This window comes from Pseudomonas sp. CFBP 5748 (assembly GCF_053850495.1).
Genome location: NZ_JBSPTN010000001.1, coordinates 329,899 through 350,344 on the forward strand (window position 1 = coordinate 329,899; position 20,446 = coordinate 350,344).

18 protein-coding genes are annotated in these 20,446 nt (G+C 51.3%); 17 read left to right on the forward strand and 1 reads right to left on the reverse strand.

Annotation, left to right across the window (positions count from 1 at the left end; all coding sequences use genetic code 11):
* Nucleotides 1–2: 2 nt before the first annotated feature.
* The 17 genes from neuB to ACWNZ1_RS01645 all read left to right on the forward strand — a co-directional run bounded on the left by neuB (nucleotide 3) and on the right by ACWNZ1_RS01645 (nucleotide 19,000).
* A complete protein-coding gene (gene neuB, locus ACWNZ1_RS01565; protein ID WP_135844371.1) occupies nucleotides 3–1,088 on the forward strand; it encodes an N-acetylneuraminate synthase in 1,086 nt (361 codons plus the stop codon).
* On the forward strand, nucleotides 1,085–1,777 hold the full coding sequence (locus tag ACWNZ1_RS01570; RefSeq protein WP_280944782.1) for an acetyltransferase: 693 nt from the start codon (nucleotides 1,085–1,087) through the stop codon (nucleotides 1,775–1,777). Before neuB ends, ACWNZ1_RS01570 begins: the two co-directional genes overlap by 4 nt.
* Nucleotides 1,774–2,829, forward strand: coding sequence for a nucleotidyltransferase family protein (locus ACWNZ1_RS01575; protein WP_456027305.1), 1,056 nt, complete (start codon nucleotides 1,774–1,776; stop codon nucleotides 2,827–2,829). The genes ACWNZ1_RS01570 and ACWNZ1_RS01575 overlap by 4 nt, the downstream gene beginning before the upstream one ends.
* 28 nt (nucleotides 2,830–2,857) lie before the next feature.
* Nucleotides 2,858–4,162, forward strand: a complete 1,305-nt coding sequence (locus ACWNZ1_RS01580) for an N-acetyl sugar amidotransferase (protein ID WP_456027306.1) — start codon at nucleotides 2,858–2,860, stop codon at nucleotides 4,160–4,162.
* Nucleotides 4,159–4,920, forward strand: a complete 762-nt coding sequence (gene hisF / locus ACWNZ1_RS01585; protein ID WP_135844375.1) for an imidazole glycerol phosphate synthase subunit HisF — start codon at nucleotides 4,159–4,161, stop codon at nucleotides 4,918–4,920. The genes ACWNZ1_RS01580 and hisF overlap by 4 nt, the downstream gene beginning before the upstream one ends.
* Nucleotides 4,913–5,563, forward strand: a complete 651-nt coding sequence (gene hisH / locus ACWNZ1_RS01590; protein ID WP_135844376.1) for an imidazole glycerol phosphate synthase subunit HisH — start codon at nucleotides 4,913–4,915, stop codon at nucleotides 5,561–5,563. Before hisF ends, hisH begins: the two co-directional genes overlap by 8 nt.
* Nucleotides 5,560–6,255 carry an acylneuraminate cytidylyltransferase family protein gene (locus ACWNZ1_RS01595; protein ID WP_135844377.1) on the forward strand — a complete coding sequence of 232 codons (696 nt, stop codon included), beginning with the start codon at nucleotides 5,560–5,562 and terminating at the stop codon, nucleotides 6,253–6,255. The genes hisH and ACWNZ1_RS01595 overlap by 4 nt, the downstream gene beginning before the upstream one ends.
* A gap of 563 nt (nucleotides 6,256–6,818) precedes the next feature.
* A complete protein-coding gene (locus ACWNZ1_RS01600) occupies nucleotides 6,819–8,090 on the forward strand; it encodes a lipopolysaccharide biosynthesis protein (protein WP_456027307.1) in 1,272 nt (423 codons plus the stop codon).
* Nucleotides 8,091–8,317: 227 nt separating this feature from the next.
* Nucleotides 8,318–9,586: a hypothetical protein gene (locus ACWNZ1_RS01605; RefSeq protein WP_456027308.1), complete on the forward strand. Its 1,269-nt coding sequence runs from the start codon at nucleotides 8,318–8,320 to the stop codon at nucleotides 9,584–9,586.
* A 306-nt stretch (nucleotides 9,587–9,892) separates the two neighbouring features.
* Nucleotides 9,893–10,927, forward strand: coding sequence for a polysaccharide biosynthesis protein (locus ACWNZ1_RS01610; RefSeq protein ID WP_456027309.1), 1,035 nt, complete (start codon nucleotides 9,893–9,895; stop codon nucleotides 10,925–10,927).
* Between the two features lie 5 nt (nucleotides 10,928–10,932).
* Nucleotides 10,933–12,051 carry a UDP-2-acetamido-2,6-beta-L-arabino-hexul-4-ose reductase gene (gene wbjC / locus ACWNZ1_RS01615; RefSeq protein ID WP_456027310.1) on the forward strand — a complete coding sequence of 373 codons (1,119 nt, stop codon included), beginning with the start codon at nucleotides 10,933–10,935 and terminating at the stop codon, nucleotides 12,049–12,051.
* Nucleotides 12,052–12,073: 22 nt separating this feature from the next.
* A complete protein-coding gene (gene wecB, locus ACWNZ1_RS01620) occupies nucleotides 12,074–13,204 on the forward strand; it encodes a non-hydrolyzing UDP-N-acetylglucosamine 2-epimerase (RefSeq protein ID WP_135847962.1) in 1,131 nt (376 codons plus the stop codon).
* Nucleotides 13,205–13,218: 14 nt separating this feature from the next.
* The gene (locus ACWNZ1_RS01625; RefSeq protein ID WP_178084242.1) at nucleotides 13,219–14,475 is read left to right on the forward strand and encodes a glycosyltransferase family 4 protein; all 1,257 of its coding nucleotides are present in this window, start codon (nucleotides 13,219–13,221) and stop codon (nucleotides 14,473–14,475) included.
* On the forward strand, nucleotides 14,472–15,437 hold the full coding sequence (locus ACWNZ1_RS01630; RefSeq protein ID WP_135844384.1) for a UDP-glucose 4-epimerase family protein: 966 nt from the start codon (nucleotides 14,472–14,474) through the stop codon (nucleotides 15,435–15,437). The genes ACWNZ1_RS01625 and ACWNZ1_RS01630 overlap by 4 nt, the downstream gene beginning before the upstream one ends.
* The gene (locus ACWNZ1_RS01635; RefSeq protein WP_256452385.1) at nucleotides 15,434–16,450 is read left to right on the forward strand and encodes an MraY family glycosyltransferase; all 1,017 of its coding nucleotides are present in this window, start codon (nucleotides 15,434–15,436) and stop codon (nucleotides 16,448–16,450) included. The genes ACWNZ1_RS01630 and ACWNZ1_RS01635 overlap by 4 nt, the downstream gene beginning before the upstream one ends.
* A 105-nt stretch (nucleotides 16,451–16,555) precedes the next feature.
* Nucleotides 16,556–18,550: a polysaccharide biosynthesis protein gene (locus tag ACWNZ1_RS01640; RefSeq protein ID WP_135847963.1), complete on the forward strand. Its 1,995-nt coding sequence runs from the start codon at nucleotides 16,556–16,558 to the stop codon at nucleotides 18,548–18,550.
* Nucleotides 18,551–18,664: 114 nt separating this feature from the next.
* Nucleotides 18,665–19,000: a ComEA family DNA-binding protein gene (locus ACWNZ1_RS01645; protein WP_135844386.1), complete on the forward strand. Its 336-nt coding sequence runs from the start codon at nucleotides 18,665–18,667 to the stop codon at nucleotides 18,998–19,000.
* A gap of 245 nt (nucleotides 19,001–19,245) precedes the next feature.
* Here the strand turns inward: ACWNZ1_RS01645 and ACWNZ1_RS01650 are convergent, their stop codons facing one another.
* The gene (locus tag ACWNZ1_RS01650) at nucleotides 19,246–20,322 is read right to left on the reverse strand and encodes an acyltransferase family protein (RefSeq protein ID WP_456027311.1); all 1,077 of its coding nucleotides are present in this window, start codon (nucleotides 20,320–20,322) and stop codon (nucleotides 19,246–19,248) included.
* Nucleotides 20,323–20,446: the final 124 nt, after the last annotated feature.

The following is a 20,446-nucleotide window of genomic DNA, read 5'->3' on the forward strand; positions in this document are numbered from 1 at the left end:
CTATGAAACCAGAAAACAAGGATTCCGTGTACATCATCGCCGAGGCGGGGGTGAACCATAACGGTCAGCGTGATCTGGCATTCAAGCTGGTGGAGCTGGCGGCGGCGGCTGGCGCAGACGCGGTAAAATTTCAGACCTTCGATGCGCGCAAGCTGGCGTCAACGACTGCACCCAAGGCGCGTTATCAGCAGCAAACCACGGATGCCGCTGAAAGTCAGTTGGCAATGCTTCAGAAGCTCGAGTTGCCGCGAGATTGGCATGCGGAGCTGCAGGCCCATGCCAGGGCGAACGGCATAGAGTTCATCAGTACCGCGTTCGACGGCGATAGCCTGGAGTTCCTCTGCTCATTGGGTATTCCATTCTTCAAGGTCCCTTCCGGTGAGCTAACCAATGGTCCATTGTTGTGGCAGTTTGCCCGCACGGGCAAGCCGCTGATCGTATCCACTGGGATGGCAACGTTGAGTGAGGTGGAGCAGGGGCTTGCCATCATTTCTCATGCGCTGACCAATGATCGTGAGCCTGCGAGCATGGACGAGGTGTGGCGCTGCTGGAGCGATGAGCAGGCACGTAACCATTTGCACGGACATGTAACGCTGCTGCATTGCACCTCCCAGTATCCTACGCCGTTCACGGAGGTGAACCTGCGTGCAATGGACACCTTGCGGCAGGCGTTCGGACTGGAGGTCGGCTATTCGGACCATACGGAAGGGCTGCTCATCCCGCTGGCGGCAGTTGCTCGCGGGGCTTGTGTCATTGAAAAACACTTCACCTTGGACCGCAGCATGGCAGGTCCTGATCACAAGGCCTCTCTGGAGCCAGCCGAGCTGGCCGAAATGGTCGTAAAGATCCGTGGGTTGCAAGGCGCGTTGGGCGGTGCTGCCAAAGCGCCACAGCCGAGCGAGTGGGACACCCGCACCGCTGCCCGACAGCAGGTCGTGGCGGCTTGCGATATTGCGGCCGGCAGCCGCTTCTCGCGAGAGCATTTGACGACTGCTCGTTGTGGTGGCGGGCTTCCGGCCGTCGCCTTGTGGGAGCGCGTTGGCGCCGTTGCGGGCAGAAACTATCGGTCTGGCGAGGCGATTGAGTGACTTTGTCGGGCTATGGTTTCAGCTCCCCTCCCTTGATCGTTCTTGGTGCTGGAGGGCACGCGAAAGTTGTGGTCGCGTTACTCAGGGCGCTCGGTGCTGACGTGAAGGGGGTGTGTGACCCCGGCCTGGTGTCGACGTCGATCACATCCTGGCGTGGCCTTGAGGTATTAGGCGGTGATGAGGTTCTTCAGCGCCTTGACGCAGGGAGCGTCGCATTGGTCAACGGTCTCGGGCAGGTCGTTGGGTCTTCCCGGCGCAAAGATATGTTTTTGGAGTTGAAGGCACGGGGATATCAGTTTCCTTCGTTGGTGCATCCGACGGCCTGGGTCGATCCGAGTGTCGAACTGGGTGAAGGCGTACAAGTGATGGCGGGGGCGGTCATTCAGCCAGACGTCACCATTGGTGAGGATACGATCATAAATACCGGATCCAGAATTGATCACGATTGTATAATCGACCGTCATGTTCACGTTGCACCTGGTGCTGTCCTCTGTGGTGCTGTGCGCGTAGCATCCGATGTCTTCATTGGTGCGGGTTCCACAATCATCCAGGGCCTGTCGGTGGGACAGGGAGCCATAGTGGGAGCCGGGGTGACGGTCATAAGAGACCTGCAAGCGAGGCGCGTGGTGGTGAGTTCACCCGTGCGAATCCATGAATCCAAGTACCCAATTCAGCCGAAAAAATCATGAAACCACTTGATCAGAAAATTTGGCGAAAAGTGTTGCTTTCCCCTGCTGCAACCATTCAGCAGGCTATCAGTAACCTGGACGAGTCCGGACTACAGATCGTGCTGGTGGTCAATGCTGAAGGCTTGTTGCAAGGAAGTGTGACCGACGGCGACGTTCGGCGTGGTCTGCTGCGCGGGCTGAGTCTGAACAGTCCGGTAGACCAGATCATGTCAGTGAATCCTTTGGTCGTGCCGCCGGAAATGGGACGCGACATGGTGCTGCATCTAATGCACGCCAACAAAATTCACCAGATCCCGGTCGTTGACACGAGCCGTTGTGTCACTGGTTTGCACTTGTGGGATGAGGTTCTGGATACGAGCGAGCGTACAAACACGATGGTGATCATGGCGGGAGGCCTTGGCAAGCGTTTGCTTCCGCTGACAGAGGACTGCCCAAAACCCATGCTTTCTGTGGGGGGCAAGCCGATACTCGAACTGATTATCGAGCGTGCAAAGGCTGATGGTTTCGTAAACTTCGTACTGTCTGTGCATTACCTGGGGCACATGATCGAAGAGTATTTTGGTGACGGTCAGAGATGGGGGGTCAATATAAGTTATCTTCACGAGGACTCCCCGTTGGGTACAGCAGGCGCAATCAGTCTGTTGTCGCCTCGACCTACCTTGCCGTTTCTAGTAACCAATGGCGATGTCCTCAGCGACATTCGTTACGGAGAAATGCTTGATTTCCACTTACGACATGGAGCGTTGGCAACAATGGCAGTAAGGCTCCACGAATGGCAGAACCCGTTCGGGGTAATCCGCACGGATGGAATCAGGATTACCGGCTTCGATGAGAAGCCCGTTTATAGGACTCATGTAAACGCTGGTATCTATGTTCTGGATCCGATGGTACTCGATGAACTAGCTGTCGGCGCGCAATGCGACATGCCGACCCTGTTCGAACGTGTGCAGCAGAAAGGTGAAGGCACTATAGCCTATCCCATGCACGAGCCTTGGCTGGATGTGGGGCGCCCGGACGATCTACAGCTGGCTCGTAATAAGTACCCTGTTTGATTGTTGATTTTGAATTTGGAGACCGATTTTGAAAATTTCCCCTAGCTCATCTGTAGATCTTTCGAAGTTTGCCAAGCCTCACAGTGAACTCGAAGTGTTTTATGGGTTACCTCGTGATGTTAAGTTTTGCAAAGTCTGCAACATGTCGAACCAGCAGCCAATGTCGAGCAACGAGTATGCCCACAGCAATAGCTCGAAAAAATCGACATTGAGCTTCGATGAGCATGGCGTCTGCCATGCTTGCAATTTCAATAAGCTCAAGGAAGATGGCGAGATCGACTGGGATGAGCGCGAGCGCGAGCTGGTCGAGCTGTGCGACCGCTATCGCAAGTCCGATGGTACCTACGACTGCATCGTTGGCGGCAGTGGTGGTAAGGACAGTGCCATGCAGTCTCACCTGCTCAAATACAAGTATGGTATGAATCCTCTTACCGTTACTTGGTCTCCACACCTGTACACGGATATTGGCTGGAAGAACTTTCAGAATTGGCTGCACGTGGGGGGGTTCGACAACTTCCTGTACACGCCGAACGGCAAGATTCATCGGCTGCTCACCCGTAACGCCACCATCAATCTGCTGCATCCCTTCCAGCCCTTCATCCTGGGGCAGAAGACCTTCGTCGCGAAGATGGCTGCGCAGCTCAATATTCCCTTGATTTTCTACGGGGAAATGCCAGGCGAGTACGGCGAGAAAATTTCGCACAAGACGTCGAGCTATGCCGCCAAGGATCAGGAAGTCGAGAGCGAGGGCTTCTCTCTGGACTATTTGGGCGACAAGGACGTGCGTGATGTTTATCTGGGTGGCAAACAGATTGGTGAATACCTGGAAGAAGGCATTCCGCTGGTCGATCTCACGAGCTACCTGCCGATGGCGCCGGATGTGCTTGAGAAGAAAGGCATCGATTTCAAATACCTTGGCTACTACAAGAAGTGGGTACCGCAAGAAGCCTACTATTACGCAGTTGAGCACACGGGCTTTGAAGCCAACCCTGTTCGCACCGAAGGTACGTACTCGAAGTACAACAGCCTTGATGACAAAGTCGACGGTTTCTTCTATTTCACTCGCTGGATCAAGTTCGGTGTCGGTCGGACGATGATGGATTCCGCTCAGGAGATTCGTAACCATCATATCGACAAGCAGGAAGCGATTGCGCTCATGCAGCGTTATGAAGGCGAATACCCATCGCGCTACGAAAAAGAGTTCCTCGATTACATCAGCATGACGCGTGAAGAGTTTCTGGCCACTTGTGACAAATTCCGCTCTCCGCACTTGTGGCATGTTGTCGACGGTGAGTGGAAGCTGCGTTATACCCCGTGGGACCAAGCTGAATGAGTAATACGCGACTGATTGCCCGCCTGGATGTAAAGGGGGCCAACCTGATCAAGGGTATTCATCTAGAGGGGCTGCGCATCATTGGCTCCCCCGCCGAGCATGCCCAGTTTTACTACGATCAGGGTATTGATGAGTTGATATATATGGACTGCGTGGCGAGCCTGTACGGTCGCAACAGTCTCGGCGAGTTGATCAAGAAGACGGCTGAGAACGTCTTCATTCCCATGACTGTCGGCGGGGGCGTTCGTTCGATTGAGGATGTTGCTCATCTGCTGCGCTGCGGTGCCGACAAGGTTGCAGTGAATACCGCTGCCGTTGGCAACCCACAGTTGATTACTGAAATTGCGCGCCGCTTTGGTAGTCAGTGCATGGTGCTCTCGGTGGAAGCAAAGCGAGTCGGGAATCAGCGTTGGGAAGTGTTCACCGATAACGGTCGCGAAAGTACGCAGCTGGATGTCGTGGAATGGGTCCGTAAAGCTGCTGCTCTCGGAGCAGGCGAAATACTGCTGACTTCGGTCGATCGCGAAGGAACGCGAAAGGGCTTTGATTTGGAGTTGGTTGAGGCGGTCGCCGAGGCTGTTGAAATCCCGATTATAGCCAGCGGTGGCATGGGCAAGACGCAGGACCTCGTCGACGTGGTGGGGCGTGGCGCAGACGCCGTTGCAATGGCTGATATTCTGCACTACAAGCGGGCCTCTTTGAATGACATCCGGGCAGGCGCTTTGGCTGCCGGGATTCGAGTGCGTACTTATGAGTAATGTTGTGGCTGTTGTTGATTACGGCGTAGGCAACCTGTTCAGTGTCCAGAGAGCGCTGGAGCATTGCGGTGCCACTGTCGTTCTGGTGGATGATCCAGAGAAGCTGAAACAGGCTTCCAAAGTCCTGTTGCCAGGGGTCGGGGCATTTCCGGATGCCATGGCGGCTCTGAGTCGCAACGGTATGGATCAGGCTATCAAGGAGTATGCCCGCTCGGGTGCGCCGCTGTTCGGAATCTGTCTTGGTATGCAGATGCTGCTCGACAGCAGTAACGAGTTTGGATTTGCCAGCGGCTTGAGTTTGATCCCGGGTACTGTCGAGCCGATCCCGACGCGTGATGAGTCCGGCAAGCGTTTCAAAGTGCCGCATATTGGTTGGTCCGATCTTGTCTATCCCGAAGGGCGGAGCTCGTGGGATGGCACGTTGTTGTCCTCAATCGACTTGAGCAACAATGCCGTTTACTTCGTGCACTCGTACATGGCTGTTCCGGTGTCCCGTGAGCACCGTATTGCTGATTGTCGGTATGGCGATACTTCTGTTGCGGCGGTTATCGGGAAAGATAACGTATGGGGGGCTCAGTTCCATCCGGAGAAGAGCGGTAAGGTGGGCCTGTCCATGCTGCATAACTTTGTGAATCTGGTATGAGGATCCTGGCAATAGTCCCCGCGAGGGGAGGCTCCAAGCGCTTGCCTGGCAAGAATGTAAAAATTCTTGGCGGGCGACCGCTGATCGCCTGGACGCTCCAGGCTGCGTTGGACAGCCAGGTTATTCTGGAAACGCTCGTTTCCACGGATGATCCAACTATTGCCGAGGTTGCTCAGCGTTATGGCGGTGTGGTGCCGGGTTTGCGCCCGGCCCATTTGGCCACGGATACAGCGAGCAGCGTGGACGTTGTGCTGCATGTGTTGAATGACTTTGAAACTCAACATGGTGCAGTGGATGGTGTCATGCTGCTTCAGCCCACTTCTCCGTTTCGAACGGCGGAGTCGATCAGGCAGGCGGTCGCATTGTTTCATCAGGACCGCTCTCGCCCTGTTGTCAGCGTGTGTGCTGCCAGCATCCATCCTGCCTGGTGTTTCAGGTTTGAAAATGGCGCAATGGAACCCTTTATGGGGTGGGAGCCACTTGTCCAACGGTCACAGGATCTGGAGCCTGCCTTTACCCTCAACGGCTCCATTTACCTGATCGCACCGCAGGTATTGCGTGAACAACAACGATTCCTGTGCCCCGGTACGGTTCCGTTGGTAATCCCTGATGGGGTCGAGTCATTGGATATTGATACGGCGGACGATTGGGACGCGGCGGTGAATGCTGTTGATGAGCTCCGCAGCCGCTGATGTTGTTCTATCAATGTCTTAGGCGTCTAGCTGCGACAATTATCATGCGATATTGAATAGAGTTGGAGCCGCAATCCAGTGATTGCTGCTGTTGTACTGCATCTATATTGTCCGGGCAGTGCGCAGGATATCTAACGCTCTCCATTGCGCTGCAGCGGTGGCTGAGGGTGGCTTTCCAATAGATTTTTGGCATCGCCCAAGCCTGCGCCAGGAATCAGCAGTCCTTTGCTGCGTGGGGGGATTGGTGGTGCGGTTTTCCTACTGTCCCGCAGCGGTACTCTGGCGCTGCTTCCGAGGTTCATTGTAATCGCGTTGGCAGGTGCGTTAGATCTGCTCTCCTTATCCTGCGTGCGCTCGGATACCTTTAGTTCTCGTCGACAGTGTCTTAGAAAGCGACTGTGGGTGGTACGTGCCAGATGAGAACTTTGATATATTGGATGGATGCAACGAAAAAGGGCGTGGTGTAGGCACTGTTGAATGGTGTTGTTGTTGTTTTTTTGTATTATTTTGTGCTTGTGGAAAGCATGAATTTCAAAGGGTTGCCTGATTCGGTTGCTAACTAAATGCTGACTATTTTGAAGCGTGAAAATATAAGGCGCTTAATAAATTTAATGTTAAGGGCTGCTACGTTGGTAAGTAAGTTCGCTCTTGTTTTTTTTCTTGCTAAATACTTGGATGCCCGGGTTGTGGGTGTTTACGGTTTGATCTCTGCTACGATAGGCTATGCTATATATTTAGTTGGTCTTGAATTTTACAATTATTCTAGTCGAGAGATTATTGGTTCTGAGTCTGATCTGTTGTTTGGGTATTTGAAAGATCAGCTTGTATTATATCTAATTGTATATGCGCTTGTCGTGCCGTTAACAGTTGTGTTTTTTTTTAGTGGCTTTATTCCTCTGGAGTATGCCTATTGGTTCGGATGCCTGTTGGTTGTCGAACATCTGGCTCAAGAGTTAAATAGAGTTCTAGTGGCTGTTTCTCAGCAAATGCTAGCGAGTGTGGTTCTTTTTGTACGCAGCGGTGCATGGTGTTTGTTACTGATGTTGGCCATGTTTTTTTCGCCCGATTTGCGTAATCTGTATTCGGTTTTAGTGTTCTGGTTTGTCGGATGTTTGTGCGCGCTTTTTATAGCGTTCTGGGGGCTTAGGGTGTATAGCTTTAATTCATTTTTCAGGCCGGTGAACTGGTTGTGGATTAATAGGGGGCTAAAAATTGTTTGGCCTTTACTTATTGCAAGTCTTTGTATTCGAGGGATTTTTACAATTGATCGATATTGGGTTGAGGATGCTGCTGGTCTAGATGTTTTGGGGGCGTATGTTCTATATATTGGTATGGCTACGGCGGTGCTTTCCTTTGTAGATGCTGCGGTGATCGTCTTTTATTATCCTAAGCTTATTATTTTTGCGAAAAAAGAAGAGTGGCATCGATTTTGTTCCGTGATGTATGGTTTGGCTTTGAATGTCATTGTTTTTACTGTGTTGTTATCCTTCGCTTGTTATGTCGCAGGGTTATTTATGGTTGCATGGTTGGGGAAGGGTGTCTATATAGCTAATTTTTATGTATTGAAGTGGTTGATTGTGTCGGTGGCTTTGTACTCCTTTAGTATGATACCGCATGTGGGTTTGTATGCGCTCCATAAAGACAAGGTTATAGTTTTGAGTCAGCTTGCCGGTTTTTTTGTCTTTGTTGTCGCTTATTTTATGCTGCGTATGGCACAAGTTGATGGGGTTTTGTCTGTTCTCTGGGGTATGTGTGGCGCGTTCTTTACGATTTTTGCTTGGAAGTTTTTGGCATTTATTTTTGGCTTTTGGCTGGTTAGGGGAGTTGAGAGTTGAGAGTGGTCCAGGGCGGCCGAGGGGGTTATTTTTTTTGACTGTTGCTTTTATCGTTTGCTACTTCGAAGTGTATTGAGTTGTTTTTCGAGAGCATTGCTATTGGCTTTTGAATGTCGACGCTATGAGTGTGCTGTGTGCTATTTTTATGTTGTGCTGTTTGTGTTTTGCTTGGTAGAATGCCGGGAATTTTTTACGTGGTGAAATGTTCTGGAGGGGGCCGAGGGGAGATGAGTGTAGATAAAAGGTCATCCAAAAGACTAAAGTTGCTTATGCATTATCTCGCGGCTACAAAAAACGAAGTGGCTGTTGATAAAAGCGTTTATCTGCTTTGCTCATGCGAGCCTAGTAGTTTGGCCTATGCACCACGTCCCGCTAAATTGTTGAGTGTGGTCGGCGAAAACTTGCGTCTGGCTCGATTTGTTATTGTTTTAATTGGTTTTATATGGCGAATAGGTGGCGACAAGTGTTGGTTTTTTATTGAGTTTTTGAGGTTGATGGCTCTCAAGGATAGATTTGACAGTCGTTATTTGGAGTTGCCCTCAAATTCATCGGTAGGTTTTTGTTCTTCTCTCCGAGCTTTAAATGTTCTCCAATCTGCTGGTGCATTAGCCGATGTTGGCTGTTTGATTAAATGGCCTGGTTGTGATGCGCTGAGTTTGGGGCCTAAGGTGTCGTCAGTAGACTTTTCAACCCTTTTGACTTGGAGGGATTGTGTTCGAGCGTTAAGGCTCTCCTGTATCGTTTCGCGTAAGATGAGAAGTAGGTTTTTTTTTAAGAATTGGAGTTTGCAGAGCTATACGGCGTTCAAGTGGATAGCATTTTATTTGGCTGTTGAAAAAATACCTGCTCAGGAATTTATTGTGGCCGATCATTATAATCGGTGGGCGGTGCTCATGGATCGTCTTGTTGCTGAGAAGAAGAACGCAGTGCTGACCCTTGTTCAGCATGGGGCATTGCTTGGGCTGACTTCAACAAGCATGGATTCAAACTTTTCTTTAGATATTCCTACGAGATTGAAAAGTGTAACAAAGCTGTATGTGTATGACGAGGGGGCTGCTAGGGTATTTGGTGACAATATTTTGTCTTCTTCGGATCTTGGCGGGATAGATATAAATTTTTTCAAACCTAAAATTTCGTTGTCTCCTGTCTTGGCTGATTCTTCTGTGCTCAGTGTCTTAATAGTTGGGCATGCGATATGTGAAGATTTTCATCTGTTTGTATATGATCAGCTTGTGCACGACTTTGATGTTAATTTTTTTTATAAGCCCCATCCTACGGTTGCGCCAAGTAAAGCTATAAAGTCAAGAAATTGGCATGTGGTTGACGGTGCTGACTTTTTTCCTGAGGTTGACTTGTTAATATCTTATCCATCTACCTTGGTGGCTGAGTATGAGGGGTGCGGAATAGGTGCGGTTGTTCACCCGTTAGCGATTGAGTCCGATGGGTTTCATGAGGTTCTATCTATAATTTCTAATAAGTTACATTCGCTAAAGTGACTTTGTTTTTGGTTCTGATTTTTTACGTGTTGTCAAGGTGCTTTTGTTTGTGGTCGCTACATTGCGGAGTGCATCGGCTGTCGATCCTGTCAGGAAGCCAGGGGGGGGGCGTGAAGCGGGGCTGACCCCGGGTATTTCTGATAAGATAGACGTCGGCAATGTGGTGACGAGGCGGCGGGTAGCTGCTGCGTATTCGAGGAAGCGTGGTGCTGATCAGTTATCGAAGTGCTCAGCAGAGTGACGATATTATTATTCAGCTCGACGAGTCACGTAAAATTGCCCAGTTCATGACAAGGGTCAGTTCATATGTTCAATGGTAAAAAACTTCTTATCACTGGTGGCACAGGTTCCTTTGGCAACGCAGTACTCAAACGTTTCTTAGATACCGGAATCACTGAGGTCCGTATCTTCAGCCGGGATGAAAAGAAACAGGATGACATGCGCAAGCGTTACACTAATACCAAGCTAAAGTTCTACATCGGTGATGTCCGTGACTACCAAAGTGTGTTGAACGCCACTCGCGGTGTTGACTATATCTTCCATGCCGCAGCACTCAAACAAGTACCTTCCTGCGAATTCCACCCCATGGAGGCAGTGAAAACCAACGTTATCGGCACCGATAACGTGCTGGAAGCTGCTATCCAGAATGGAGTGCGGCGGGTGGTCTGCCTGAGTACTGACAAGGCTGTCTATCCCATTAACGCTATGGGCATTTCCAAGGCCATGATGGAAAAAGTCATGGTTGCCAAGTCGCGTAATGTCGACGAAAGCAAGACGACTATCTGCGGCACACGGTACGGCAACGTCATGGCTTCCCGAGGGTCAGTGATTCCGCTATTCATCGAACAGATCCGTGAAAGGCGCTCATTGTCAATCACTGACCCGAACATGACCCGTTTCATGATGACGCTTTCCGATGCCGTGGACTTGGTTCTTTACGCATTTGAGCACGGTCGAAATGGTGATCTGTTTGTACAAAAAGCACCGGCCGCCACAGTACATACGCTCGCCAAAGCCTTGACATATATGATGGGCAAGCCCGATCACCCTATTCAGGTGATCGGCACCCGACATGGTGAAAAACTGTACGAAGCCCTGTTGAGTCGTGAAGAAATGGCGTGTGCCGAAGACCGTGGCGGTTATTATCGAATCCCGCCTGATTTGCGCGACTTGAACTACAGCAAATTTGTCGAGCAAGGTGAGGAGAGAATTTCGCGTGCCGAGGATTACAACTCACATAACACTGAGCGTTTGGACGTCGATGGTATGCAACGCCTGTTGCTGAAGCTGGATTTCATGCAGGCCATTCAGCGTGGCGAGCATGCCACTCCAGAGGAGTGAGGGGCATGAAAGTTCTTATTACCGGGGCCAATGGCTTTGTCGGCAAGAACCTTACAGCCCACCTGCATGAACGCCACGACGTTCAGATCGTTCGATTTGGTCGCGAGGATGCGCCGTCCACTCTGTTGTCGATGTTGGAGGGTGTGGACTTTGTGTTTCATTTGGCCGGGGTCAATCGACCCCAAAATGTTCAGGAGTTCGGAGAGGGAAATACCGGCCTCACTGCAACGTTGTGTGCCGCCATCAAGGCCACCGGTCGATCGATACCTGTGATTTACACCTCATCCATACAGGCGCAGGTCGATAATCCTTATGGGGCGAGTAAACGGGACGCTGAGCAAGTTTTGCTTGATCTATCAAAACAGCAAGGCTCACCAGTTTACCTTTATCGTTTGCCCAACGTTTTCGGAAAATGGGCACGACCTGACTATAATTCGGCTGTAGCGACGTTCTGCCATAATCTGGTTCGAGACCTACCGATTACCGTTAATGATCCCGCTGCGCCACTACAGTTGGTTTATATCGACGATGTCATCCAGAGCTTTATCGACGTGATGGATGGTGGCCTCGCAGAAGGTCCCTATCTGGATGTGCAACCGGTCTATGCCACAACGGTGGGAGCGTTAGTCGATCAACTGCAGGCGTTCAAGCAAAGCCGCGACACCCTGATCACCGAACGGGTTGGGACGGGGTTGGTCCGTGCTTTGTACTCCACTTATCTGAGCTATTTTACCCCGGCAGTTTTCACCTACGAAGTGCCCAAGCATGGTGATGCGCGAGGCGTCTTCGTTGAAATGCTCAAGACCCCGGACTCCGGTCAGTTCTCCTACTTCACGGCCCACCCGGGTATCACACGGGGAGGGCATTACCATCACAGCAAAACCGAAAAGTTCCTGGTTATTAAAGGTCAGGCCTGCTTCCGTTTCCGGCACATCGTCAGCGGAGAGTTCTATGAACTCTTCACTGATGGTGAAACGCCCAAGATCGTGGAAACCGTGCCCGGTTGGAGTCATGACATCACCAACATTGGCGAAACTGAAATGATCGTAATGCTGTGGGCTAACGAAATTTTTGATCGTGAGCGGCCAGACACGTACGCCATGCCTGTTGTTACCCAGGCCTGAGGGATTGGTCATGAATACTGTATTGAAGAAGTTGAAAGTTGTCACCGTGGTGGGTACTCGTCCTGAAATCATCCGTTTATCGCGGGTCATGGCGGCATTGGATAAGTACTGTGAGCATGTACTCGTGCACACCGGTCAGAATTACGACTATGAGTTGAACGAGATTTTTTTCCAGGACTTGGGTATCCGCAAGCCCGACTACTTCTTGAATGCTGCTGGCAGCACCGGCGCAGAAACCATTGGCAATGTGATCATCGCCGTGGACCGGGTGTTGGCGACTATTCAACCTGAGGCCTTGCTGGTGTTAGGTGACACTAATAGTTGCATGGCAGTGATTCCCGCCAAACGGCGTAAAATCCCCACGTTCCATATGGAAGCCGGAAACCGTTGTTTTGACATGCGCGTCCCTGAAGAGATCAACCGACGCATCGTTGACCACACAGCTGACATCAATCTGACCTATAGCTCAATTGCCCGCGACTATTTGCTCAGTGAGGGCTTGCCCGCCGATCGTGTGATTAAGACCGGCAGTCCGATGTTCGAGGTGCTTGGTTATTACCGCGATAGCATTTTGGCGTCGGATGTTTTAACGCGACTTGATTTGGAAGCGGGCAAGTTCTTTTTAGTCAGTGCACACCGTGAAGAGAATGTCGATTCGGACAAAAATTTCCTGAAGTTGGTCGAGGTGCTCAACACGGTTGCCAGCACATTTGGCCAGCCCGTTATCGTTTCCACACATCCGCGTACCCAAAAGCGTGTCGATGCCATGGGCATCGTGTTCCATGAAAATGTCCGACTGCTGAAGCCGTTGGGGTTTATGGATTACAACAAGCTGCAACTAGAGTCTCGTGCGGTATTGTCTGACAGCGGTACCATCAATGAAGAGTCCTCCATTCTCAACTTTCCAGCTTTGAATCTGCGTGAAGCCCATGAGCGACCAGAAGGTATGGAGGAGGCAGCGGTGATGATGGTTGGTTTGGAGGTTGAGCGAGTCCTGCAAGCACTGAATATTCTCCAATCGCAACTATCAGGCACCGAGCGCAGCTTGCGTCTGGTGGCGGACTACAGCATGCCTAACGTTTCCGAGAAAGTAGCCAGGATTGTGCACAGCTATACCGACTACGTGAACCGTGTTGTGTGGAAACGGTACTGAGTCGAGCCTTGAATATGCCTGAGAGTAAGCTAAGTATTTTGGTGGTCACGCAATACTTCTGGCCGGAAAACATGCGCATCAACGATCTGGTGCGTGATTTTACTGAAAAAGGGCATTCGGTTACGGTGCTCACTGGAGTGCCTAATTATCCGGAAGGGAAGGAGTTCGAGACGCATAAGTCCGCACCTGAGCAGTTCGTCGAATATTATGGTGCGCGTATCGTCAGGGTCCCCATGGCTCCGCGCGGGAAACGCAGTATTCAGTTGGTTTTCAACTATCTTAGTTTTTTTACCAGCGCTTCCACCGTCGGCGCTTATGCGCTTCGCGGGCGTGCTTTCGATGCGATCTTCGTCTATGCAGTGTCGCCTATCATGGCGGCTATCCCGGCCTTGGTGATCGGTCGCTTGAAAAAAACTCCCGTTTTCATTTGGGTACTGGATTTGTGGCCGGAAACATTGAGAGCGGTTGGCGTTCTGAAGAAACCGGCGCTGCTGTCCTTGGTTGGCCGAATGGTGTCGCGAATCTATAACCGCGCTGACTACCTTCTACTGCAATCAAGTGGTTTTTTTGAGAACGTTAGAGGTTACTGCACTCGGCCTATAGATCCGCAACGTCTGATCTACTTCCCCAGTTGGGCTGAAGACGACTTTTCCGGGCCTTCGGATCACTCGGTCTCGATACTCGCGCGCGATGAGTCGGTATTTACCGTGGTTTTTGCGGGTAATTTGGGCGAGGCACAGGATTTTCCTGCCGTGCTGGATGCCGCAGAACAATTGCGTGGGAAAGTCGCGGTGCGTTGGGCCATCGTGGGGGATGGCCGGATGAGTAAATGGCTGAGTCAGCAGGTGAGCGCACGTGGCTTGGATAATGTTTTGCTCCTCGGTAGACATCCGCTGCAGGCTATGCCGACCTTGTTCGCGAATGCTGATGCTTTGTTGGTTTCGTTGAAGACCAACGATGTGTTTGAAAAAACCATACCCGGCAAAGTTCAAGCTTATCTAGCCTCAGGCAAACCTCTGCTGGGTATGATCAATGGTGAAGCCGCGCGCGTTATCAACGAGTCAGGTGCTGGCTTTACTTGTGCGTCGGGCGATGCGAAAGGCTTGGCGCGCATCACTCAAGCCCTGGCTGATACTTCCCCATCCCAACGTAAAGTCATGGGTGAAAACGGTCGTGACTATTACCTTCAGCATTATTCCAAAAAGCAATTACTGGCGCGTTTGGAAGACCTCTTCAGAAAAGCCACGCTACGCAAGGTGAGCCACCGATGAAGCACAATATCCTGGTGACTGGAGCGAGTGGGTTTGTAGGTGGGGCGGTAATCGAACGACTGCAAGCAGACGGTGAGAAGTCTGTAATCGCAGTCGTTCGCGGTGAAGGGCGTTTATCGGCGCCCGTCAGCATTGCGCGGATCGAAACATTTTCTCCGCAAACCCAATGGCAGCCACACCTGCTCAACGTGGATACCGTTATTCATTGCGGTGCTCGTGTGCATGTGATGAATGATACCGAAGCTGACCCACTTGGCGCCTTTCGGCGGGTCAATGTGGAAGGAACGATCAATTTTGCAAGGCAGGCAGCTGCGGCCAACGTGCGTCGTTTTATTTTTATCAGCTCTATCAAAGTCAATGGTGAAGGTACATTGCCTGGCAATCCTTACACCGCTGCTGATGTACCTGCGCCTGCGGACCCCTATGGCATTTCCAAGAGCGAGGCGGAGCAAAGCCTGAAGCAGATCGCGCAGATGACGGGAATGGAAGTGGTCATTATCCGCCCTGTCTTGGTATATGGGCCGGGGGTGAAGGCTAACTTTTTGAGCATGATGCGTTGGTTGGACAAAGGCGTACCTTTGCCATTCGGTGCGATTAATAATCGCCGCAGTCTGGTGAGCATCGACAATTTAGTCGACCTGATCGTGATATGCATCGATCACCCGCAAGCGGCGAATCAGACGTTTCTGGTTAGTGATGGGGAGGACCTGTCCACCACGGCGTTACTTAGTCGTATGGCCCGCTCGCTGGGTAAGCCTGCTCGACTTATTCCAGTTCCCAGCTGGATCCTGGAGTGTGGTGCCAAGGCGTTGGGTAAAGCCACATTGTCTCAGCGTTTGTGTGGTTCTCTGCAAGTCGATATCGAAAAGACCCGGGCACTCTTGAATTGGACCCCTCCCGTGAGCGTCGATGACGCACTGGACAAGACAGCGCGGCACTTCAGGATGAACCCAACGAAATGATGTACTTCTGGTTATTTGTCTCTGTCGCGACGGTTTCGCTGTTCTTGACAGCGGCGCTGCGACGCTACGCCATGGCGCGTAGCATCATTGACGTTCCCAACGCACGCAGCTCGCATAGTATCCCGACGCCCAGAGGCGGCGGTGTCTCCATTGTCGTGGCGTTCCTGCTGACGTTGGCTTTGCTGGGTCAACTGGGCTTGGTTCCGCTCGAATACGCCGTAGCGTTGGGTGGTGCAGGTGCATTGGTCGCCATCGTTGGGTTCATGGATGACCATGGGCATATTGCCGCGCGGTGGCGACTGCTTGGGCATTTTAGTGCGGCTGTTTGGGCATTGTTATGGCTAAAGGGTTTGGCGCCCTTGAGACTGTTTGGTGTGAGCTTCGATTTATCTTGGCTTGGGCATGTCCTCGCGGCTTTTTACCTGGTCTGGATTCTAAACTTATATAACTTCATGGACGGTATTGACGGTATCGCCAGTGTAGAAGCGTTGCTGGCATGCTTGAGCGCAAGCCTGCTCTATGTGCTGACGGGCTTCACTGATCTGGTCTGGCCACCGCTGATGCTGGCGGCTGCAGTGCTGGGTTTTCTGTTTTGGAATTTCCCGCCCGCGAAGATTTTCATGGGGGATGCGGGCAGTGGTTTCTTGGGCATAGCTCTTGGGGTTATCTCTCTGCAGGTAGCTTGGGTATCTCAGGACTTGTTCTGGGCCTGGCTTATTCTGCTGGGTGTCTTTATCGTCGATGCAACTGTCACTTTGCTTCGGCGCCTGATACGAGGCGACAAGGTCTATGAGGCTCATCGCAGCCATGCCTATCAGTTTGCTTCGCGTCAGTATGGTCGGCATCTGCCGGTGACGCTGGCGGTGGCTGCAATCAATTTGTTCTGGTTGTTGCCTCTGGCGGCATGTGTCGTGTTGTGGCAGCTGGATGGCGCGTTGGCTTTGATAGTGGCTTACGTGCCGTTGGTGCTGCTGGCCCATAGGTTTCATGCTGGCGGGGTTGAGAGCGCCTGATTTCAGGGTAAGGTTTCCGGTTTCCGTTTTTCCCACATTGATGATGTGACCGCGTGCATCAGGAATGGATTTGTTTAGGAGCGGGTCAAGGTGCGTGAAGGGTTTATAGATAAGTTAAGAGCCGCTTTGTTGGGATTGCCAAGACGCCATAAACGCGCGATCCAAGTGGCGACAGATATCATATTGGTCTGGATTGCCCTGTGGCTGGCGTTCATTGTTCGACTGGGGGTCGAGGTATTGGCCAGCCCTATCGCAACACATCTTTGGCTTTTCGCATCGGCCCCACTGGTTGCCATTCCGATTTTCATTCGCTTTGGCATGTATCGCGCCGTCATGCGTTATTTCGGTAACGACGCGTTGATCACCATCTGCAAGGCGGTGAGCCTCTCCGCTTTGTTACTGGCGCTCGTGGTGTACTGGTACAGCAACCATAAAACCGTGGTACCTCGCTCGATCATATTCAACTATTGGTGGCTGAGCCTCATCATGATTGGTGGCTTGCGCCTGGTGATGCGGCAATATTTCCTCGGCGACTGGTTTACCGCAGCCCAGCATGTCCCGTTTACCAATCGTGACGATGGCCTGCCCAAGGTTGCTATTTATGGTGCCGGGGCCGCAGGTAACCAACTCGTGGCCGCATTGCGTATGGGGCGGGTGATGCGTCCGGTCGCTTTCATTGACGATGACCGCAGCATCGCTGACCGCGTTATTGCAGGGTTACAGGTCTACCAGCCCAAACATATCCAAAAGATGATTGATGCAACTGGTGCGCAGGAAATTCTGCTGGCGGTACCTTCTTCATCCCGAGGCCGTCGTCGAGAGATATTGACGCTGCTTGAAAGGTTCCCGCTGCATGTGCGCAGCGTCCCGGGCTTCATGGATCTGGCCAGCGGCCGGGTCAAGGTCGATGATATTCAGGAAGTCGATATCGCGGACCTCCTCGGGCGCGATGCAGTGCCAGCTCAAGCCGATTTGCTTAAACATTGCATCACAGGACAGGCCGTTCTAGTGACCGGGGCCGGGGGATCCATCGGCTCTGAACTTTGTCGGCAAATCCTGACGCTAAAGCCAACAACGCTGCTGCTTTTCGAGCATAGCGAATTCAATCTATATAGCATCTTGTCAGAACTTGAGCCTCGTATAGTTCGAGAGTCGTTATCTGTTCGGTTGTTGCCTATCCTGGGGTCCGTAAGGGATCAGGACAAGTTGCTGGACGTGATGAAAACCTGGAATGTCGACACGGTCTATCATGCCGCCGCCTATAAACATGTTCCGATGGTTGAACACAACATCGCCGAAGGTATCCTGAACAATGTGATTGGAACGTTGAATACCGCGCAGGCTGCGTTGCAGGCAGGTGTGTCCAACTTCGTCTTGATCTCCACAGACAAGGCTGTGCGCCCGACCAATGTAATGGGCAGCACCAAGCGACTCGCTGAACTGACCTTGCAGGCCCTCAGTCGCGAGCTGGCGCCCGTGCTGTTTGGCGACAAAGCCAACGTATCCCGCGTTAATAAAACCCGTTTTACGATGGTCCGGTTCGGCAACGTACTGGGCTCGTCCGGGTCGGTTATTCCGCTGTTCCATAAACAGATCAAGTCCGGTGGGCCACTGACCGTCACCCATCCGAAGATCACGCGCTATTTCATGACCATTCCCGAAGCTGCTCAGCTGGTGATTCAGGCAGGCTCCATGGGCTTGGGCGGGGACGTGTTTGTGCTGGATATGGGCGAGCCGGTAAGGATTGTCGAGCTGGCGGAAAAAATGATTCATTTGTCTGGTTTGAGTATCCGCTCGGAGAAAAATCCCCACGGCGACATCTCGATCAAGTTCACGGGCCTGCGTCCAGGCGAGAAGCTTTACGAGGAGTTGCTGATTGGCGACAACGTCGTTGCGACCCAGCACCCGATGATCATGAGTGCCAACGAAGATCATCTGCCTTGGGATGTGCTCAAGGCCAGCCTGTCGGAGCTGCTCGCTGCCATTGAGCACGATGATTACGCCAGAGTCCGCCAGTTGCTTAGGAACACGGTCAGCGGCTACGCCCCGGACGGGGAGATTGTCGACTGGATCTATCAGCAGCGCCGCCTTGATCCCTGATTGTTACACATACTGTAACGTACACATTTTTGACAGTGATTCATCATCGCCTAAGTTTGAGAGGCAGCTTCGGAAAAGCTGCTTCTCTCTCAACGATGTCATGGAGCGTCACTTATGCGTACAGGCTATTTCTACTCTCTGCTTTTTGCCCTTCTGACCAGCGCCTCTATAGCGGTTATCGCTGCGCCTACGGTCAAAATCGAGACGGCAGTTGCGCCTCCGGCAACGGAAGTATCGGCAAAGCCGCAGGGCGCCAAGGTGGATCTTAACGGGGCAGATGCCGCTACGCTGCAACGCGAGTTGGCGGGGATAGGTGAGGCCAAGGCCAAGGCGATTGTTGCGTACCGTGAGAGTAATGGGGCCTTCTCGTCGGTGGAGGAATTGCTGGAGGTCAAGGGGATTGGCAAGGCGCTTCTGGACAGGAATCGTGACAAGCTGGAAGTGAACTGAGGCGCGGGAGCTGAAAGAGGCCGGTCGAATCTGACTGGCCTTTGTGCTTTCTCGCTAAACGCGCCTTTCTATCCATACCTCAGTCAGGCCAACACGGAGGGTGTTTTTCCTGATGCCCGCGTTAACGTTGTCCGGAACGGACGATTGGTTTTTGCTCAATTGCGAATAGTATTTTAATCATCTCCCTATTGATCTGCGGAGCTGCTCTCGCAGATCGTTGTGTGGTAACTCGCACCCAGGGTCTTTCAATTCGTTGCTGGAACAGCCAATTGTCGTCTACCGAGGTTTATTACTGGCTTTTCCACTAGATTGAAAAAATAATATGAGCAGGCAAGGGTGATAGGAAGGGTGAAGTACATGAGTAGTTGATATTTTGATTTCGGGTCAGTGATGTCTAATGCAGGCGCAATTAGTTGAAGTGTGAATTGGCCGAATACTCCATGGAACATGTAAATTGTATAGGATATGTCGCCAAGGCTCTTAAGGGGGATCGTTATGCTGCTGCTTAAATTTAGTTGGATGTTGAGTGCTGCGAAGCAAATAGCGCCACAGATTGCAGTGAAGACCATGCGATCAATTCCGGTTACAATAGAAATCTGATTGCCACTCGCTGGGTATATTACAAATAAAGCCGTGCTCATCGTTAGGGTGGCTATGAGCACGCTTTGCGGTATTTTAAATTTTAGGTTTTCACTAGCCCAAGCTATAAATATTCCAAGGGTAAATAGGAATGCATTATTTAGTGGGTTGATGTAGATTTTCCATTGGGTAGCGAGCGTTGCATCGGCGGAAAGTTTATGCAGTGCATAAAGTGAGAAGGTGCCGAAAGTTATTGTGAGTGCAAGTGTTATCGCATGGCTTCGCTTTTTGAAGCGCCACATAATGAGCGGAAACATGGCATAAAAAACAACTTCATTGCCAATTGACCAGCCGCCGACAGTTAGATAGTTTCCAGGTTTAAAGAAGCCAAAAGTTAGCGAAATATTATAAAATAGAGTTTTCCAGTGGATTGAGTAGTTGTCGATGGTGAGAAAAAATAAAATAGTAACTAGGAGGCATGCTGCCCAGAACGCTGGAATTAGTCTCAGATATCGCTTTTTTATAAAACTGATTAATTCGTCTTTGCTCCATGTGTAATTTTTGTATGCTGTGAAAAGTGACATTCCACTAATTATAAAAAATATTGAAACCGCATAGATGCCAAGTCTGCCTAACACAGAGCTGGCATCTGGGACTCCCACGCTCCAGCTAGCGAAGTGATAAAATAAAACAGACAACGCCATAAGGCCCCGTAGATAGTCTATCGAGTGGATTCTATGCATGTTTGTCCTGATGTTAGATTGATATTTTTTTTAATCATACCAACTTTTTTGATTCGTTGGCATGGCCTTTGGAAAAGGGGCACTGCCAATCGCTGCGCAGCAATGTGGAGAGATGGTTGATGTG

What these genes read in the sequence shown, in the direction of transcription:
- ACWNZ1_RS01610 (WP_456027309.1), top strand. Translation starts at nt 9,893, where the DNA reads ATGTTCAATGGTAAAAAACTTCTTATCACTGGTGGCACAGGTTCCTTT.
- hisH (WP_135844376.1), top strand. Translation starts at nt 4,913, where the DNA reads ATGAGTAATGTTGTGGCTGTTGTTGATTACGGCGTAGGCAACCTGTTC.
- ACWNZ1_RS01625 (WP_178084242.1), top strand. Translation starts at nt 13,219, where the DNA reads ATGCCTGAGAGTAAGCTAAGTATTTTGGTGGTCACGCAATACTTCTGG.
- ACWNZ1_RS01635 (WP_256452385.1), top strand. Translation starts at nt 15,434, where the DNA reads ATGATGTACTTCTGGTTATTTGTCTCTGTCGCGACGGTTTCGCTGTTC.
- ACWNZ1_RS01605 (WP_456027308.1), top strand. Translation starts at nt 8,318, where the DNA reads ATGAGTGTAGATAAAAGGTCATCCAAAAGACTAAAGTTGCTTATGCAT.
- hisF (WP_135844375.1), top strand. Translation starts at nt 4,159, where the DNA reads ATGAGTAATACGCGACTGATTGCCCGCCTGGATGTAAAGGGGGCCAAC.
- ACWNZ1_RS01630 (WP_135844384.1), top strand. Translation starts at nt 14,472, where the DNA reads ATGAAGCACAATATCCTGGTGACTGGAGCGAGTGGGTTTGTAGGTGGG.
- ACWNZ1_RS01645 (WP_135844386.1), top strand. Translation starts at nt 18,665, where the DNA reads ATGCGTACAGGCTATTTCTACTCTCTGCTTTTTGCCCTTCTGACCAGC.
- ACWNZ1_RS01595 (WP_135844377.1), top strand. Translation starts at nt 5,560, where the DNA reads ATGAGGATCCTGGCAATAGTCCCCGCGAGGGGAGGCTCCAAGCGCTTG.
- neuB (WP_135844371.1), top strand. Translation starts at nt 3, where the DNA reads ATGAAACCAGAAAACAAGGATTCCGTGTACATCATCGCCGAGGCGGGG.
- wbjC (WP_456027310.1), top strand. Translation starts at nt 10,933, where the DNA reads ATGAAAGTTCTTATTACCGGGGCCAATGGCTTTGTCGGCAAGAACCTT.
- ACWNZ1_RS01650 (WP_456027311.1), bottom strand. Translation starts at nt 20,322, where the DNA reads ATGCATAGAATCCACTCGATAGACTATCTACGGGGCCTTATGGCGTTG.
- ACWNZ1_RS01575 (WP_456027305.1), top strand. Translation starts at nt 1,774, where the DNA reads ATGAAACCACTTGATCAGAAAATTTGGCGAAAAGTGTTGCTTTCCCCT.
- ACWNZ1_RS01600 (WP_456027307.1), top strand. Translation starts at nt 6,819, where the DNA reads ATGCTGACTATTTTGAAGCGTGAAAATATAAGGCGCTTAATAAATTTA.